Raw genomic sequence first — 18,459 nt, 5'->3', positions numbered from 1 at the left:
GGTATTTTTGTTCTAATGAAAGGAAAGATTGGAAAGAGTGAGTGATTCTATTAAAAGAAAATACTTCCAGTGTTTTCTTTATAAATTCATAAAATTGTGATATAATTTTTTTGTATTGTATCTACTAGATGGATAAAAATGGATTTTAAGTAATTGAATATTTTGGACTGAGAATATAATAAATCTTGATCTGATATGAACGCTAATATACTTTATAGATATGAAAATAAACTTAAGAAAATGGGTTGTGTTTGAGGTGTTAATATGAATGGCTTATATTGGTGTAAGAAGGAAGGTATACCCGTACCCTCGGATAAATGTGATAAATGTGCTATATGTACTATTGCAGATTATGTGACATGTGGGATCTATTGGTGCTACAACTGTAATGTTCCTATAATTAGGAGCACAACTGAATTTAAACTTGAGGACAGTTCATGCCCTATTTGCGGTGAGAAAATTAAATATGTGGCATCTGATGCCCGAATAGTATTTCCTGAAGAAAGGCTGTTAGTTGAGTTGTTAATTAATGAGCCTTTTAAATTTATTGATGGGTTCCTAATTAATGCATCAGGTAATAGGTACATATTCAACGGAAAATCACAGGAAATAAAAATTAGTGAAGTAGTTCAAAGTGATCCTGAAAGAATTATTGAAAACTATAATAGGCTTAAAGAACTAAACAATGATACTACCTTTACCAATAATATTGAAAAATTTATCGCTGCAAATAGAGATAGATATAATACTATTGTTGATGAAGCAGATAATTTTATTGAAAAGATGTTGACGGGTTATACTCTGGACTCTATATTTGTTTCGTTCAGTGGGGGGAAAGACTCTACAGTTGTATCACATTTGGTAAGAAAAAAAATGAGGGAAGAAAAGATACTTCATATCTTTGGGGATACCAAGTTAGAGATGCCATTAACTTATGATTATGTAGGAAGGTTTAGAGATGACAACCCGTCTACACCTCTTTTGACGGCAAAAAATAATGAAAAAGAGTTTTATGATATGTGTGATATAGTTGGGCCACCTGCAAGACTGATTAGTTGGTGTTGCACAGTATTTAAGACAAGCCCTATTAATGATCTTATCAATATTTTTTTTAATGATAGAGATATATTAACATTTTATGGCATTAGAAGAAACGAATCTGCGTCTAGAAGTAAATATGAAAGAGATTATGAAAGTCCTAAAATTAGCAAACAAAAGGTAGTGACTCCTATCTATGATTGGTTCGATATAGATATTTGGCTGTATATTCTGACTGAAAAAATAGATTTTAATGATGCCTACAGATTGGGGTATGCAAGAGTCGGATGTTGGTGTTGTCCAAACAACAGTATATGGTCCGAATTTATGTCTAAAGTATATATGCCAGAGCAGTATCAAACATGGAGAAATTATTTAATAAATTTTGCTAAAAAAGTAGGTAAGAAAGATGCTGCTGAATACGTAGATTCTGGTAATTGGAGAAAAAGACAAGGTGGAAATGGTCTTGAGGCTTCTAAAAAGATACGAATTCACTCTGAACCGTGTACATTAGAAGAGAATGCAATTAAGTATGAATTACAAAGAAGTATCACAGAAGATATCTATGAGGTATTTAAGCCATTTGGAAGAATTTCAAAGAATATGGGAAGAAAATTGCTTAATGAAGTAATAGTTATTGATAATGCTACTGATGAGCCAATCATGTCCATACAAGGGAAATTTAACCAAAATTCATTAAAAGTAGTAGTGTTGAAGACAGACAATTTTAGATTGACAAAGCAGAAAATTGATTCTCAAATAACTAAATATCAAATGTGTATAGGCTGTAAAGGATGCGAAGGCGTGTGCAAATTTGATGCAATTAAGGTTAGTGGCAATAAATATGTAGTTGATGAAGAAAAGTGCGTTAATTGCAAGTTGTGTATATCTCATTTTGATGGGGGTTGCTATATGAGAAAAGTATTAATAACAAGACAGGTGATTGAAAAATGAATTATAAATTTCGAGCACATGAATCATTTGCTTTAAGAAAAGGTTGGCTTAGAAAAGGTATGAAGTTCATCGATCGAGATGGACAAACTTATATTTTTACATCGAAAGATTCAAATGAACAATTGGCCATTGGTAAAAATATGGTTAAATCTTTACGCTATTGGTTACAGGCATTCAATGTATCATTAGAGCCAGTTTCAGGTAAGCGGTATCAGGAATTTACTGATTTTGGAAAAGCAATATGGGAAAACGATAGTTATTTGGAAGAGCAGGGAACCCTTTGGCTGCTACATTATCAGTTAGTGACTAACAAAGAATTAGCGACCGCATGGTATTGGTTTTTTAATGTTTTTAGCATTAATGAGTTTACAAAGGAATTTTCAGTAGAGCAACTAAAAGAATATATAAAATATGTTTTACAAACAGAGGTTTCTACCTCTTCAATTGAAGGAGACATTACATGCATTATCTCAACATATCTTACACCGATAAGAAATAAGAAGATTACTCCTGAAGAGAATATCGAATGCCCGCTTGCAGATTTAAATTTGATTGAACTAACTAGTGAAGGAAGAAGTTATAAGAAAAGAAAGATCATGACAGAGGAAATAGATAGTCTGATCGTACTCTATGCTTTATTGGATAAATTTTATAAGGATTACGATGATTATCAAGAAGTGAGACAGATTCCTATTAAGGAAGTAATTGAAGGAGAAGGCAGTATCTCTAGAGTTTTCAATATGGACATTTTTGTTCTAAATAATTATTTAGATAGATTACATAATGAAAAGTATATTACAGTAACTAGAACTGCTGGACTTGATGTAATAACCATATTAACAGATATGAAACCCATAGATGTTATTCATTCTTATTATAAAAAGATAAATAAGGGGTAAGTCAATATGTCGATTTTAGATTACAAAAAAATTGAACAAGGATTCAAATATTCAGTCAACTTGAAATTTGATCTAAATAATATACATAAAGTTAAGAATTATATACCTACTTCAACAGGGATTAACCAGTTAAAGCAAATTATTTTGAGTCTATTTGAGAATTCTAAGGATAGAAGACGTATTATGATTGGACCTTATGGTAAGGGGAAGTCTCATTTTGCTCTAATGCTACTTGCTTTACTATCCTATAAAGATAGAGAACCTTTATACCCGGTTTATGAAAAAATTAAATATAAGGATAAAGAGACCTACGATTTAATTGTAGATATTTTTGAAGAAAAGAAGACTAGATTGTTGCCAGTTATTATTCAAGAAAATGGATTAGACTTAAGACAATCCTTACTATTAGCAGTTAGAGAGGCTCTAGAAAGAGAGAACATTAGTGAATTAATGCCCAAGACCTTTTTCCATTCCGCAATTGAACATATATATTTTTGGAAGAACAATTATTCTGACACATATGATAAGTTTATTGATGCTGTAGAGGATGGAGAAAAGTTCATATATAACTTAGAAATGTACGATGAGCATACTTATCTGCACTTTACTGACTTATACACAAAAATCACTTCAGGTGGACGATTTAACCCGTTTAATACTATTGATGTTGCAGAATTTTATGAAGAAATAGTTATTAAATTAAAAGAGAAAACAGATTTTGATGGAATTTATATTATTTATGACGAATTCAGCAAGTATTTAGAAGGTAGCCTAAGTCGAAATACTGCTAATGAAATCAAAATACTACAGGACTTAGCAGAAAAATGTGAAGCAAGTGGAGAAAACCAACTACATATTTTGCTGATATCACATAAGAGTATAAATCAATATACACATAAACTACCCAAAGAAAAGTTAGATGCTTGGAGGGCGGTTGAAGGTAGGTTTAAACAAATAGAATTTATTAATCACTCGAGCCAAATTTATGAAATAATCAGCACTGTATTATATAAGGATATAGATAAATTTGAGAATTTCACTTATAACAATAGAGAAAGATTTGATCAACTTTATAAATATACATTAGAATCTAATCTTTTTAAGGACTTTGAAGGTAAGGATATAGATAGCCTGATTTTAAAAGGTTGCTATCCTTTGCACCCTTCTGCAACCTTTATGCTACCAAGACTATCTGAAAAAGTTGCACAAAATGATAGAACTATTTTTACATTTCTTTCATCAGGAGACAAAAATTCTCTATTTGATATATTACCTAAAGAAGATGGTTTCTATACTATTTACCCTGATAAGTTGTATGATTATTTCGAGTTTAATTTTAAGAAGGAAACCTATAATAGTGAAGTACATCATATATGGCGTAAGGCAGAAAATGTACTTAATAAAATCCAAGAGGATGATATAACGACTCGATCTTTTATAAAATGTCTTGCATTAATAAATATTATTAATGCACCGAACCTCTTGACTGCAAATATAGAGACTATGAAGTTTTTGCTTGGTATTTCTATCAAGGATTTTGAAGACACTCTGAACAATTTAATCAATAATAGGTATATTCATTACGTAAGAAGTATTGATCAAATTAAAATTATTGAAAGCAGTGACATTGATATCAACTACCACATTTCAGAAATTACTGAAAAAAAGAGAAGTCAAATATCAGTTAAAAATCTTCTGGCTGATCATTTTTCAGGTTATTATGAAGAGGCCAAGAAATACAACGATGATTATGAAATGACAAGATTTTTCGAGTATGAATATATAACTTATAAAGAGTTGCAACAGATATCGGATTGGTCTAAAAAAACTGATATGACAGTGGCTGATGGATTTATTTATAAAATTATATTACATTCATCAGATGAGATAAGCGAGATCAAAGAATATTTGAAGAGTATTGTTGAGCCAAGGGTTATGTTTTTATTACCTCAAGAATTTATTAATATCGAAGATATTCTGAGAGAATATGATAGTGTTTGCTATTTACTTAATGATAATAATTTTATATCACAAGATGCTTACCTAAAAAGTGAGTTAACTTTGTTTAAACAGGACTTATTTGAGGAAATTAACTCTAAATTGCAAAATATGTACTTGCCTGAAAAAGGTAATCTTGAATATTATAATGGCGGTAAAAGTATAGGTATTTATAAAAGATCACAGATTTCAAGAGAAGTATCTAGAATTTGTGAACAAGTCTTTTACAATTGTCCAGTAATAAAAAATGAATTAATTAATAGATCAAACCCTACAGGAGCAATTGTATCTGCTTTAAAGAAAGTGTTAAATGCTATTTTTGAAAATAAAGGTAAGCCAATGTTAGGACTTGCAGGGAACGGTCCTGATGTATTTATTGTAAAGACAGTATTGATTAATACAGGAATATTAGAAAATACTGAAGAATATTCAAAATTTATAATTGATAACGCAGATGAAAAGATTAAAAATGTTTTTGAATTAATTGACGCATTTATTTTTTCGGCCTCAAACAAGACTAAATGTATGATTGAACTAATAAATTTATTATCGGGTGATTCTCAAAATATTGGAATGAGAAAAGGATTAATCCCTATATTTTTAGGCATTAAGTTTTTTGAGCATAGAGATAAAATCGCAATTTCGTCTAATGGCGTTGAGTATGAACTTACACCAGATTTAATAATGGTAATAAATGATAAACCTGAAAAGTTTAACATCTATATGGAAAAGTGGAACGTTAAAAAACAAAGATATATTGACGATTTAAGGAAACTGTTTAGGAGCAATGAAGTAGAAACTAATATTATATTTCCTGAATATGAGATAATTGTAAAATCTATGAGAAGATGGTTTTTATCTCTTAATAAATATCAGAAGGATCATTATATTAGCAATGACTGTGAATACCTAAAGAGTAGTTTAAGAGTTATGCAAATAAACTCTAGAGAATTTGTTTTTGAAAAACTACCTGATAAGTTTGGTTTTGATACTGTTGATGTAGAACTTGTAAATGATATATCTAATTTAAAAAGACAAATCGATGATAGTTACTATGATTTACTTGCTAAGACTGAGAATCAGATTAAAAGCATTTTTTGGGATAAAAATTATAATGGACAGGCTTCTTTAACGTCGCTTCTAAAAATTTGGTATGACAATATAAAGGAAAAATATGAGGCATGTGCCTTATTAAGCAATGAAGAAAGAAAATTTATTTCCATTGCTGAAAAACCGTCTAATAATGAAGAGGAATTAATTGAAAAACTAAGTTTTCAGATGTTGCGATTGAGAACATCTGATTGGAATGACAATACATTAGACGAATTTGTAGATACAGTTTTAAAAACGAAAAACTCTATAGAAGAAAAAATACATAATTCTTTAGTTGAGAATTCGGATGTAAGGCAAAAAAGCCAAGAACGCATATTGTTTGATACCAGAAATGTAGAACTATCACCAACAGGTAAGATACTAAAAACTGGTCTAGAAAATACATTTGAACAGTTTGGGAACTCGGTTAATGACATTGAAAAGAAACATATTCTTATTGAAATACTAAAGAAGTTTATATGAATGTAAGGGGGTAAAAGAGTATTGATATACTTTGATAATGCAGCAACTACTTTCCCTAAACCTAATATAGTATATGACGAATTAGATAGATTTTCGAGAAATTCTTGTGTTAGTCCTAGTAGAGGGCAATATAAGTTGGCAAGGGAAACTAACATAATTTTAAAAGATACTAGAGATAAAATTAAAGAACTGTTTCAATGCAAGTTAAATCAAGAGGTTGTTCTAAATAGTTCTGCGACAGAGTCACTCAACACAATACTTCAAGGATTAGACTGGGGAAATATAGAAAATATTTATGTTTCATGTTTTGAACATAATTCCATTTTGAGAGTGATTCACCAACTACAAAAGATATATAAATTTAAAGTTATTGAAATTCCAATGGAAAAAGGAAATGGTTTTGCCTTTGATATAGAAGGATTAAAAGATGCTTTTCATAAAGACAGGCCTGACTTACTAATAATATCCTATGTTAGTAATGCTTTTGGTGTGATTGCACCATTAAAGGAGATAAGTAATGTGGCTAAACAGTATGAATGCATAATTTTAGTTGATGCAGCACAAGCAGCAGGACTGTTAGATATAAACCTAAAGGAAATTGACATAGACTTTTTAGTATTTTCAGCACATAAAACGCTGTATGGACCATTCGGAGTTGCAGGCTTTATTTGTGATAGTAACACTCAGATCAAGTCATTATTATATGGTGGAACAGGAAAAGAGTCAATTAGCATGGAAGGTCCATCGAACATACCCGACAGATATGAAGTAGGAAGTCATAACATTCTGGCTATAGCAGGATTGAACTCATCACTTAGGTGGATTCGTGAAACAGGACGTGAGAATATCGAAGAAAAGGTTAGGTTATTGACTGACGAACTGAGTAAATGCCTTAATGAGTTTAAGCAAATTATTACTTATGAAGATAAAATTGAGCGTAATCAGATTTCTGTCATTGCGTGTAATTTTAAAGGATATGATGCAGATTCTATGGGAATGGTTTTGGATGAATATGGGATTGCTGTTCGGACAGGATTACATTGTGCTCCGAATGCCCATAAGATTTTTAATACATTGCCTAGTGGTACGGTAAGATTTAGCATAGGTTATTTTAATACAATACAAGATATAAGCGATCTACACGGAATATTAAAAAGTATTGTGAAGCAAATGTAAGGATTTTTTATAGGGGTAGGTGGGGGTATGGATAATATTTCAAAGTTATTCGCATTGCGTGCAACTTCAAGGAACTCTGTAGTTTCACAGGAAAAATTATTACCAATACAGCAACAGTTGTATGTTGAGACAAATTTTGATGCATTTCTGTTAAACTATTGCAAAAAAAGTAAGGAGAGCAGTAAAACAAGATTGGTCGTACTGTCTGGTAATGCTGGTGACGGCAAATCAATGACACTATATCACACAGTGAGCAAACTCAAAGAAGCAGGCTTTACAGACAGTGATCTGTGTATTAATGCTGATGCAACACAGACTGATTCAAAACAAGAGGATTTAATTGAAAAGTTAATAAGTTATTTTGAAAATTTCTTTATTGATTATCTCAATGGTAGTAAAAAAACATATATTATTGCTATGAATGCAGGAATTGCAGTTAAGTTTTTTTACTCAAAAGCACTTAAAGAAAAGGTTGGAGAATTTGAGGATTTTTTCTCAGAAATAGGCAAATTGATTTTAAACGAGTTAAATATCGAGTATTCAATACTAGATAATAACATTTTTGTTGAAGATGTTTTAGTTTGCAACTTTGATTTGAGAGCACTTACCATTTGTAATTTACCAGATAAAGAACTAGATCCTGACTTACACTATTCGTTTTTTAAACAAATGATTGCAAAGGTAAATAATTTTGTTGATATAGAAGAGTGTAAAAACTGTATTTCGGGTTGTTGCCCTATATACTATAACTTACTTGCAATTAGAGATGAGGATATTGCCAAAAAGATAGAAAATATCCTTTTTAAGGTTTTCTTGTATAATAAAGTTCATCTGACTCCACGTAATTTATGGGATTTCTTATATATGATTCTTACTGGTGGAGAAGAAAAGTATTTGGATATCAAAGAGAAAACCCAAGGAATACGAGATAAAGATATTAGCCCCTGTGAAATAGTGAAGCATTGTAGTCCAGAGAGATTTTCACAGTTCTTATTCTACAATACTCTTTTCGATAGTGCTTCTGATAATGCAGTCTTATCATTCATAAAAGAGAATGCGTATCTATTTGACCCGCGATATTTAAATAATAGCAACTTCGAGAAACAAAAACTATTCTTGAATGCAGATCCTGTAAAATTCAAGGATAAGTTAAAAAACGAAGTTGATAATTTTGCGATTGATAACTCTATTGCCTCCAGATTTATAGAAAGTGCTTTTGTTTTTGATACATCAACAATTAAGGATGAGGAAGCATCGTTAGATAAGTTCATTTCTGAATTTTCAAGATTTTATTATTTCTTTTATAGAGATTCTAGAAATGAAGTTGAGTTGTTTGATATTTTATATAACTATCCAAATCAAATATTTAATAAAGGAAACTATATTGAGTTGTTTGATGCACTTATCGAAGATAGGCAGTATTTTATAGGAAAGAAAACTGGTACTTTCAGTGAGAAGTTTCTAAAAAATGGTTTAAACGCTTTATTGAACATATTTGGAATTAATAAAAACCAAGAAAAATTATTTAAAATCGAGTCTCTTTCTACAAGGGCTAAAGGAAGATTATTAACAAAACTAGATATGAAACTATCAAATTCTCCGTGCAAAAACAAATATCTAGTAAATAGAGAGTATTTAGAAAGTATTTCGTATTTTCCAAGTTCTGTAACGATAAAGTTAAACGAACAATATATAGAGATTGATCTATCTATATACGAGTTATTTGTTCTTTGTAATAATGGATATAATATCAAAAGTTTTGATGCTGATAAATATTACAATATTGAGTTTATCGGAGACAAAATATTTCCTGATTTGAAAAATCAGAAGAAAATTTATTATGATTTTCAGAACAATTATGCGGTATTTGAAGAAGATGAGTTCGGGCTAAATTATATATTTAGAGAGATATGAGGTGTTATCATGGGAAGACGAACAAGTTGGAATGGTTATATTAATTCTATTTACTATCCGGAAAATACTTCAGCAGACGCACCTGAAAAAATAATTTACTATTTTTTAAGAGACACTCTATGTTCAAATGAAACTAAAGGTAATGCTAAGTTTCATGCTGTCAATAACAAGGAATGGGAACCAATATTTGATTGCGTAGACTTTAAATCGAGTAATGAATTAAAGAAAAATTTTATGTATTACTATATTACTGAACTTGAAGGAAAGAAAAAGAGTGAGGCCTCAAAAGTTCCAGTTCCATTTCATACTCTAATTCCCTGTACTTTTCAACTATATACGTCTAATTTGAAAGAGGATGGAGAATATTCAAAACTTGATAATAAAGGATTTAGAGAAGAGTTTTTACTTGCATTCTTTTTAAAGGAAGATGGATCTCTTAACTATGAATTAATAAAAAAGTTTTGGGATCAGTTCTGTGATGAGAATGATCTTAACTATTATGAAAAATTTATTATAGATCAAGTAAGAAAAAATCAGGCGTTTACAAACTTTCCTGAGTTAAGATCTCAAGATGAATTAGAAAAAAAGGTTGATAAGTATTTTATATGTAAAAAACAACCTAAGCAATTTCAGAAAGAGTTAGACTTTATTCTTAAATTAGAAATACCTAGAGTAGAGAAAATTAATTGGATACAAAATCTATTATACTTCCATTTTTCGTCATATATGTTGAGAATATACACTGTTATTGAGCAGGAAGAAAGATACTTTAATTCTACAGATAGTGACATTTGTATAAAGTGTAATGGCTTAAAGAGTTGTCCTCTATACTCAAAAATATTAGTAAAGTCTTCGCATACTGGATATAACTCGAAAGAAGCAAGAGAAATATCAGAACAATTTAATTATATCAGGGGAAATATTTTTTTCAATGGTTATTCTAGATTTATCGCTTTCTCGGTACTGTGTGAAATATACGAAGACTTAAATGGTAAGACCGAACCGAATAATTTAACAGAGATTAAAAAATTAATCAAAAATCGAAATGATGACTTTATAAAGAAGTTTAAAGAGAAGTTAAAATTAATCTATGAGGAAATCAATAGAGTTTTTCCTAATACTAAGGACTACACAGAAATAGATCAGAAAAACTGGAATAACGAAAATGTCTTTACATTTTTATATACAGTGTTTAAAGAATATTATGAAAAGGTGGAGTCAAACAAGAAGTCTTCTTCAAGAGAAAATGCCACTAATGGAGTATTCATAAAACTCGCAGGAAATAAGATGGGTTGCGGATATCTAAATATTGTTAGTTCTGGTAACTCTCATAAGTTTGAATTTTCATCAAAGTTCTTAACTTTCATAACAAATATTATTATAGGGAGAGAACAGAGCAATAAGATACTATTAGAAGATTTCTGGGAGTTCATCAAACAAAATGGTTTTATTTATGCATCTGAGAGAGAAAAATTAAATATCGAACAACAGTTGGTACATCTAGGTATGCTCGAGAAAAAATCTGATGCTGGGGAAAGCATATATATAAGAAAGACTATTGGAATATAGGTTAAAGGGGGAAAGGGAATGTTGCCTGAAATATATTCTTTGACTGCTGATTTAATTCTGGATAAGTGTAGGCGTTTAACGAATACATTTAAAGGAGAGGACTATTTTTTAATCTTTTCAAATGCCTACAATGTCTTAGGTGTAGAATATAATAAGCCGTGCTTTAATAACGGAAAGTTTGAGTTAATTACGGAGGAAGACTTCCTCTGTAATGTATTTAAAGAATTAATTGCGAAATTAGATAACAATAAAAAGGAAGTAAATAAGTTAGATTTATGTGTATATGACTTGAGTGGTATAAAAATACTGCCTTATCTGGTTTCAGAAAATGAGGTATCTATAAAAAATAGTGGGAATAGAGGATTTGCAGGCAAATTAAGAGATAATCATGAAATTAGGGATAATAATACTATTATTCTAATTTTTGATTTAGATCCAATTGGAACACTAAATACTGCTTCAAATAAAGAAATAATCAATAGTGTTTTACAAAATGATTATTTAAAAAGATATTTTAAGAGAGTAGCCACTGTTGATTGGTTTAATAAGTTAGTAGATAGTTTAATTAGTAGCAAAGGGCATGTAATTAATAAATTGGACAGAATAAGTCTTTTAGCAAGACTTGTAGGTGAGCAAGATAAGAATATTAATGAAGTGATTGAAAAGTATAAAATGCCGTTGTTTTATATTGATAATGCTGCAGAAATTCAGGCAAGTTATGACCAGTTCTATCAAATGAGCGTTAATAAGTTAGAGGGCAGGGGAGTTAATTTTTATACAGAAGTTGTAAGGGCAATAAATAGAAATGAATTACCGACTGATGTAACAGAGGAAGAATTTATTAACATTTTTAAAAACGACGAACTTTTCACTTCTCAGTATTATAAACATAAATCTTTATCATTAGAAAGAATGAAGAAGATATTCGCAGTTAACAAATCATTTGAAAAAATTGAATTAATAGTTTCTCCCAATAATGGAACGTTTGAAGAATTCGCTAAAGATAAGAATAAATTACTAGGTTGTCTTAGTAGGCAAGGACTGGAGTCTATAAAGTTATCAATAGTAGACTATCAAGAAAATGGTGATGAGTTATACTTTCATTATTTTTATGATCAAAAGGAAAATAATTTTATAACTGATAAGATAGTTGATGGCAAGTTTGAATTAAGTATAGAGCCAAACTTTCATTCTTCAATTACTATATCAGTAAATTCAGATGAAAAAAGCATAAAAAGACCCTTTTTTACTATTAAGATGTTGTTGATTGATGGAGATACTCTTCTACTTCCATCAGGTGAGGAATACTCAATTAGATGGGATAATAATAGTATTTATCCTATTATCAATATAGATAATTTTGATCATGAAAACGATAAAACTTTAGAATTTATAGAAATAGATGATAGTGGTAGTAAGAAGAATGTTTTAGTTGGAATTAAGTATGATGAGACAATCGATGAAGACTTTTCAAATGATACCAAAACAATTCAATATAATGTAAAATATAAAGATAGTTTTGTTACTAAAATAGTCATCAAAAATAGGACTGAAGGTAAGACACTAGACTTTAAAAGTATATATCATTTTTTACTACATAATGAGAATGAAGATAAAATAGACCTACTTAATAATCTTATTTTTGAAGAGAAAGAATTTTTAAAGTATAAGTTTAAAAATAATCATTATACAATAGTAGTAGATAGAGAATTTGACAGTGAAATATCTAAATATATAGAAGTAAATAAACTATTACAGTATATTATTGATAATACCCAAAGTTATTATTTTACTATTAATGATGATTGCACTGTAAGTGAAAAAACATATTTTCCACCAAATGATGATGAAATAAATAGACTAATAGAACTAAGAACAGATGTACTAAAAGCATATGAAAAGATATTTTCAGACAGCAGTAAAAAAAATGTTGATAAGTTTCATGAGTATCATAATTCAATTAAAAAATATTTGAATTATTATGTGAACTTAGTGGAGCATAAAAATTATATAATAAAACTTGATACTATAGAATTTAAGGATTACAGACTATTCTCGCCTTTTTCTGTTGTTAATCTTGCATTTGAATATAATGTGTTAGAAATGTTTTTTGATATTTATGAGAAAAATGCTTCAAGGATGTCAAAAAGTGAGTTGAAAGATATAAAGAAAATTTTTGAGGACGAAATTGATAATTCAGAGATTTTTAAGTTTATTAGTTCAGATGGGCAGTGGTACATATCTAAAAAGCCGCCGATATTCAGTTGGTTACTTTGTGCACCGGAAAATAAAGACGCTCTAAATAATGCAATTATTAAGGAAAAATACTTAGATAAAATAGTATGCAATAAACTTATGCAACTTAAAGAGATATATCCCAATCTTTTTAATCAAAAAGATAAAGTAATTCACATAGGTATAATAAATTCAGGCAATGCGAATTTTGTCGTGGAGGGAATCTCTGCTTTCTTACAAAAACTTGAGAAGGTTGGAAAAGATGGTGAAAATGAAATAAAACCAAGATTTCATGTTTCATTGATTTATAAAGATAATATTGAAAAGTTTAATGCATTTGATAATGTTTTTGATGATAATTACTATATTAGGAATCAGGAATTATTCATAAAAAAGGTATCTTATAGCAAAGTAAATGAAGATGAAATTGTTAATAATAGTTCACTGTTTTTCCATTTGCTCTTTGTAAAAGATCTCTTTATGTCCAATGTAGGGATAAGAAATATGTATGGAGAAGAATCAGGATATTATAATACATATTTTTGTAATGGGCTGAAATGTTCACCGTTAAGGAAAGCATTTTATAGTACCAACGTGATATCATATGCTAACTACAATAACTACTCAATGAATTTAGGTAATAGTTCACTTATGTCTAGAGTTTTACAAAGTGTTAATAAATATTTCGTTCAGTGCTTATCGGACAACATTCAAGCCAATAACCATCCATTGAGATTAACAAAGGTAAATTTGAGTAACATTCCTACACAGTATTATGATAAATCATTCCTGATAACTTTTTTAGATAATGAAATTGATTTAGATATATTTAATGAGGATATATTGCAAAATAACGAAATCCCATTCTTAATAGATTATTCTAATTATAATAGTGAATTTAATAATTTAGGGGTAAAATACTTAACCATAACTAATCAAAGAGAGCCCTTTGAATTACTTTTTAAAGTTGCATTAGAGGATTTTCTCAGTAATATAGATAAAGCGTGTCTAGATGCAGTATTTAAAGACATAAATTTGCTAAATGGATTTTGGTTATTGCATCTACTTACTTCCAAAAACAATGCAGCACAAATATTAGGGATGTTGGGGACGCTTGCAGCGTTTAGATTATTGAAAAGTCAGTTAGCGAACGATGAAAACTACTGGCACTTAATTATAAGTACAGAAGAGATTATGGGAGTGGCTCCACAGTATTATAGAGGACTTAATCGTTTTGCAAATGAAACACAAAATAAATATTGTGATGACTTAGCCATAATATCATTTCCTAAAAATTTGTCTGACCTAGACAATGAAATAGTTAATATTCAAATCAAATTGGTTGAAGTTAAAAATTCATCTAACGTTGATTATGTAAAAATCGGGTTTGAGCAATTAAAGCAAACGAATAAACTATTAAAAGATGTTTTCGATCAAAAATATGGAACTATCTATCAGATCAGAGCAAAAGAAATAATTAATTGGTTGGTATATAATAGGAACAAGTATCTATTATTTGATAGAAATTATTTAGGATTATCTTTAAACATTGAAGGAACTACGAATATAGAAGATAATTTTACAGAAGATCTAAAAGTTTTAGTGCAACTAATCAACAACGAGCAATCAAGGGTTATTGTTGCCGATGGGATACTCCTGAATATAAATAACAACGATAGTTCTATAGAAGAGTTAAGTAATCATGCGTTGAAGAATCAATATTTTGCTATAAAACATAGTGAATTTAAAAATTTACTAGAAAATAAAACAATAGAATATGAAAATATGAAAGAATTACTAAATTATTCAGGTATAGAAAAACAACTAGATGCGGGTTCTCCTATAACTGAGGAAACTAGAGAGGAGACATCTAAAGAGAGAGAAGAAGTTATGAGTAGAAAGCCTGAAATAAAAGATGAAGATTCTGTTGATATTGATAAACTTAATGATAATAGTAAAACAACTCCAAGCGGAACTAATATAGAATGTATTGAAGACATCAAGGATAAAAAGCAAGCGAAGGCAGATGTAAAGGTATTACTAGGTGTATTGGATAGCGTAGGTAATAAGTTAGTATATTACGATCCGAAGAGGCCGGGTAAAAACCTAGCCAATATGAATGTAATGATTACTGGAAGTTCAGGAAAAGGTAAGACGCAGTTGTTAAAATCGATGATCATGCAACTAAGAAAACAGGGTGTACAGTTTTTAATTTTTGACTTTAAAAATGATTTTTCTAATGACCCTACTTTTTTTGAAATGGGTAATTTTAATTATGTTAATCTTGAGAGATATGGCATACCTTATAATCCTTTGATTCCACCATTAAAGGAAGACCATGGCGATAGATACTATAATATTGGTATGCATATTAATGCTATAGTGAGTGTTTTTGGTAAATCATTAAATTCATTTGGCACTCAACAAGAAAGCAATGTCAAACAAGCAATCAAAGATGTTTTTACAACAAGGGGAATAGAAAGTGAAGGCATAATAGACTATAAGGAAGACTTAGTATTTCCCATTCTTAATGAAATAAAAGATATTCTAAAAGAGTCAGATGTGAAAGCATATAATAGAATTGAACCATTCTTTAGTTTGAATCTATTTACTGAAAAATATAGAAATAAGTCTTTGAAGGATTTGCTGTCGGATTCTTATGTTTTTAATTTGAGTCAAATACAGAATGATGAGATTAAGAATGCTATTGCAAGACTTATTGTTGAAAGTTCTCACCAATATCTGAATACCCTATCCCACTCTCAAAGACTAAAAAATGTATTTGTATTTGATGAGGCACATAGAATTTTAGATGCAAAAAACAGTGAGGCAATAACTGATTTAGTATTAGAGTGTAGGGCATATGGACTAGCAATGTGGCTGTCATCACAGTATCCTTCGCACTATCCACCAGAGGTGCATGGCTCTTTAGAGACTAAAATCCTTCATGGCAATGATACAGATACAGATAAAGTTAAAGCAATAAAGAAAATATCAGGATTTGATGGAGAGGATAAAAAAATTCAAGATTTAGGACTATTTGAATCAATATTTTATAATTCTCACTATGGAACGAAGTTTATTAAAACAATGGCATATCCTCATTTATTAGTGGTCAGCCATTTAGTTTATAATGGAGATACTGAATATCCTACAGATCAAATTAAAGGTGTAAATCAAGAGCGGTTAGAAGAAATGGTTAATTATTTAGTGGAAATGGATGTTGTTAAAATAGAGAACGGATACTTAAAACTAGTTAATCAGCAAGTTAAAGAATTTATTGAACAACAATGGAGTTGATAAATAGTTAAACTATAATCGACATCAGATTTTTAAGAAATTATGGATGTAGTTTTGAAAACTACATCCATAATTTCTTTCATTATTTTAAGGAGGGGAAGGACATGTTCTCAAAACAGATATTTAAGGAAATGTGCAAAATGACGGCAGAAGGAAAGGCATATTATAGACCTATTCTTTGTAAAGGGCCACTCAACAAAGTTGATATCTTTTTTGTTGGAACTAATCCTGCGACACCGATTTACCCAAAAGATATGGATTTAGATACATACATTGAACTGTTGCTGGATTACGAAAAGTTTATTGAATACTACAAGAAAAGTAGGATTAGAAGTGATAAAGGTAAATTTTCAAGAACACGGATAGGAATGAATTCATTTATAGAATGGTTATCGAGCAATACAGATGCTTCAATTGCAGAAACAGAGGTTGTACCTTATCCTACGGAAAATTTGAAGCAATTAAAGAAAGAGCCGACTTATATCATTGATCGTGGCAAAGAAATTTTTTATCAATTAGTTATGGAATTTACTCCAAAGTTGATTATTATTCATGGCAAAGATACTGTAGAACATTTTATAGATATATTTAGTGAGAGAGGGATTATTCCTGCAGATATTGTAGATACAGATGAAACAATAGATAACTTGGAAATGAAGTTACCGCTTTTGAAGTTACCATATCCAAATGGGAAATTTGCAATTGTAATGGCATGTAGGCATTTTATGTACTACGGCTCAAAGGGTGAATCATTTAAGCAATTTCGTGAAAATATATTAAGTCTACTTAAAAATTATTGAGGATAACCTATGTATTTCAAATATAAAAGTGCTGATTAAGATATCTTAAGCAGCACTCTTATATTTTCTAAGCATCTTTAAAGACAGATAAAACCTTACCAATGATTAACATGTCGGCTGGAATGTTGTTCTCTAGAAAAAACTCTGGAACTGCAACAGGTTCATCTTTATGTGGAGCAATAATATCTGTAAAAACTACCGAATTGATTTTATCATCGGTAGTTTTTACATTATACTTACCAGTGTAAATAGTGTCCTTTTTCTTATATATAACTCTATCTCCATCCTTACAATGGACTTTTTCAACTAAATATAGATCTCTTATACTGCTATAAGGGCTATACCAAAAAAATTCACTTTCTAAGTTTGTTGCTTTATTCTTCAAGGTTCGTATGTCTATTGCAATTTCAGTCATTACATTCACTCCGCCATCAACGTTAAAATCTGAATAGACCGGTAGTTGCTTTAGTTGATTTTCTACTTGGCTTGTTTCACCAGTTGCTATTTTAATTTTGGGAAGTTTTTTAAAGTCACGAAAAGAATCAGCACCATAAGGGTTTTTATAACTAGGAAAGACAAATTCATCTCCTAGAGTCTTCATGGTCTCAACTATCAAATCGTCTGTTAATTCAAAGTCAAGTTTGTCTGTATTTTCCTTCATATAGGTGTTGATTATATCAATTTTTTCGGGTGTCATGTTAGTTAAATTAATAATTTCTGATAAATAAGATTTAAGGTTTCCAAAAGCATTTATATGTAGCAATGTATTTACATCTATTATACCTATCTGGAATAATAGAAACTCATAGCCAATTCCAAATTGCTCTGCAATAACCTTTAAGTCTTTATAATCTGGTATGATATCTTCCTTTTGCAATTTTGTTATATACGAGGGTGCCCGATTCATTAACTTTGCTAATTCATTCGCTTTAAGAACCTTTTTTCCTAACTCATGTTTTAAGAACTCTGAAAACTTAAAAGACATTTCGCCACCTCCTAAC

Annotated in this window: 9 protein-coding genes; 8 read left to right on the top strand and 1 reads right to left on the bottom strand. The window is 29.8% G+C overall.

From position 1 onward, the window contains the following. Positions 1-264: 264 nt before the first annotated feature. The 8 genes from HNQ80_RS05710 (at position 265) to HNQ80_RS05675 (ending at position 17,458) form a co-directional block, all read left to right on the top strand. Positions 265-1,992: a phosphoadenosine phosphosulfate reductase domain-containing protein gene (locus HNQ80_RS05710; protein ID WP_184309054.1), complete on the top strand. Its 1,728-nt coding sequence runs from the start codon at positions 265-267 to the stop codon at positions 1,990-1,992. After that, positions 1,989-2,891 (top strand): DUF4007 family protein, encoded by a 903-nt coding sequence (locus HNQ80_RS05705; RefSeq protein ID WP_184309051.1) that lies wholly within the window; start codon positions 1,989-1,991, stop codon positions 2,889-2,891. Before HNQ80_RS05710 ends, HNQ80_RS05705 begins: the two co-directional genes overlap by 4 nt. Positions 2,892-2,897: 6 nt before the next feature. Further along, positions 2,898-6,464, top strand: coding sequence for a hypothetical protein (locus tag HNQ80_RS05700; protein WP_184309049.1), 3,567 nt, complete (start codon positions 2,898-2,900; stop codon positions 6,462-6,464). 21 nt (positions 6,465-6,485) lie between these two features. Continuing rightward, positions 6,486-7,640, top strand: coding sequence for an aminotransferase class V-fold PLP-dependent enzyme (locus HNQ80_RS05695; protein WP_184309047.1), 1,155 nt, complete (start codon positions 6,486-6,488; stop codon positions 7,638-7,640). Positions 7,641-7,667: 27 nt separating this feature from the next. After that, complete coding sequence (locus tag HNQ80_RS05690; protein ID WP_184309045.1) at positions 7,668-9,554, top strand: hypothetical protein; 1,887 nt, start codon at positions 7,668-7,670, stop codon at positions 9,552-9,554. 9 nt (positions 9,555-9,563) lie between these two features. Next, positions 9,564-11,123, top strand: coding sequence for a hypothetical protein (locus tag HNQ80_RS05685; protein ID WP_184309043.1), 1,560 nt, complete (start codon positions 9,564-9,566; stop codon positions 11,121-11,123). Positions 11,124-11,141: 18 nt separating this feature from the next. Beyond that, positions 11,142-16,658, top strand: a complete 5,517-nt coding sequence (locus HNQ80_RS05680) for an ATP-binding protein (RefSeq protein WP_184309041.1) — start codon at positions 11,142-11,144, stop codon at positions 16,656-16,658. Between the two features lie 104 nt (positions 16,659-16,762). Then, the gene (locus HNQ80_RS05675; RefSeq protein WP_184309040.1) at positions 16,763-17,458 is read left to right on the top strand and encodes a hypothetical protein; all 696 of its coding nucleotides are present in this window, start codon (positions 16,763-16,765) and stop codon (positions 17,456-17,458) included. Positions 17,459-17,525: 67 nt separating this feature from the next. On the opposite strand, the gene HNQ80_RS05670 is transcribed toward HNQ80_RS05675, so the two are convergent. Further along, positions 17,526-18,443, bottom strand: coding sequence for a helix-turn-helix domain-containing protein (locus HNQ80_RS05670; RefSeq protein ID WP_184309038.1), 918 nt, complete (start codon positions 18,441-18,443; stop codon positions 17,526-17,528). Between the last annotated feature and the right edge of the window lie 16 nt (positions 18,444-18,459).

The sequence above is a fragment of the Anaerosolibacter carboniphilus genome (assembly GCF_014205875.1).
Lineage (GTDB): Bacteria > Bacillota > Clostridia > Peptostreptococcales > Thermotaleaceae > Anaerosolibacter > Anaerosolibacter carboniphilus.
Note: the sequence above shows the minus strand (reverse complement) of the source record. Positions and strands in the feature narration are given on the sequence as shown.

Coding starts and splice junctions, on each gene's coding strand:
- HNQ80_RS05710 (WP_184309054.1), top strand. CDS start 265: ATGAATGGCTTATATTGGTGTAAGAAGGAAGGTATACCCGTACCCTCG.
- HNQ80_RS05705 (WP_184309051.1), top strand. CDS start 1,989: ATGAATTATAAATTTCGAGCACATGAATCATTTGCTTTAAGAAAAGGT.
- HNQ80_RS05700 (WP_184309049.1), top strand. CDS start 2,898: ATGTCGATTTTAGATTACAAAAAAATTGAACAAGGATTCAAATATTCA.
- HNQ80_RS05690 (WP_184309045.1), top strand. CDS start 7,668: ATGGATAATATTTCAAAGTTATTCGCATTGCGTGCAACTTCAAGGAAC.
- HNQ80_RS05685 (WP_184309043.1), top strand. CDS start 9,564: ATGGGAAGACGAACAAGTTGGAATGGTTATATTAATTCTATTTACTAT.
- HNQ80_RS05680 (WP_184309041.1), top strand. CDS start 11,142: ATGTTGCCTGAAATATATTCTTTGACTGCTGATTTAATTCTGGATAAG.
- HNQ80_RS05675 (WP_184309040.1), top strand. CDS start 16,763: ATGTTCTCAAAACAGATATTTAAGGAAATGTGCAAAATGACGGCAGAA.
- HNQ80_RS05670 (WP_184309038.1), bottom strand. CDS start 18,443: ATGTCTTTTAAGTTTTCAGAGTTCTTAAAACATGAGTTAGGAAAAAAG.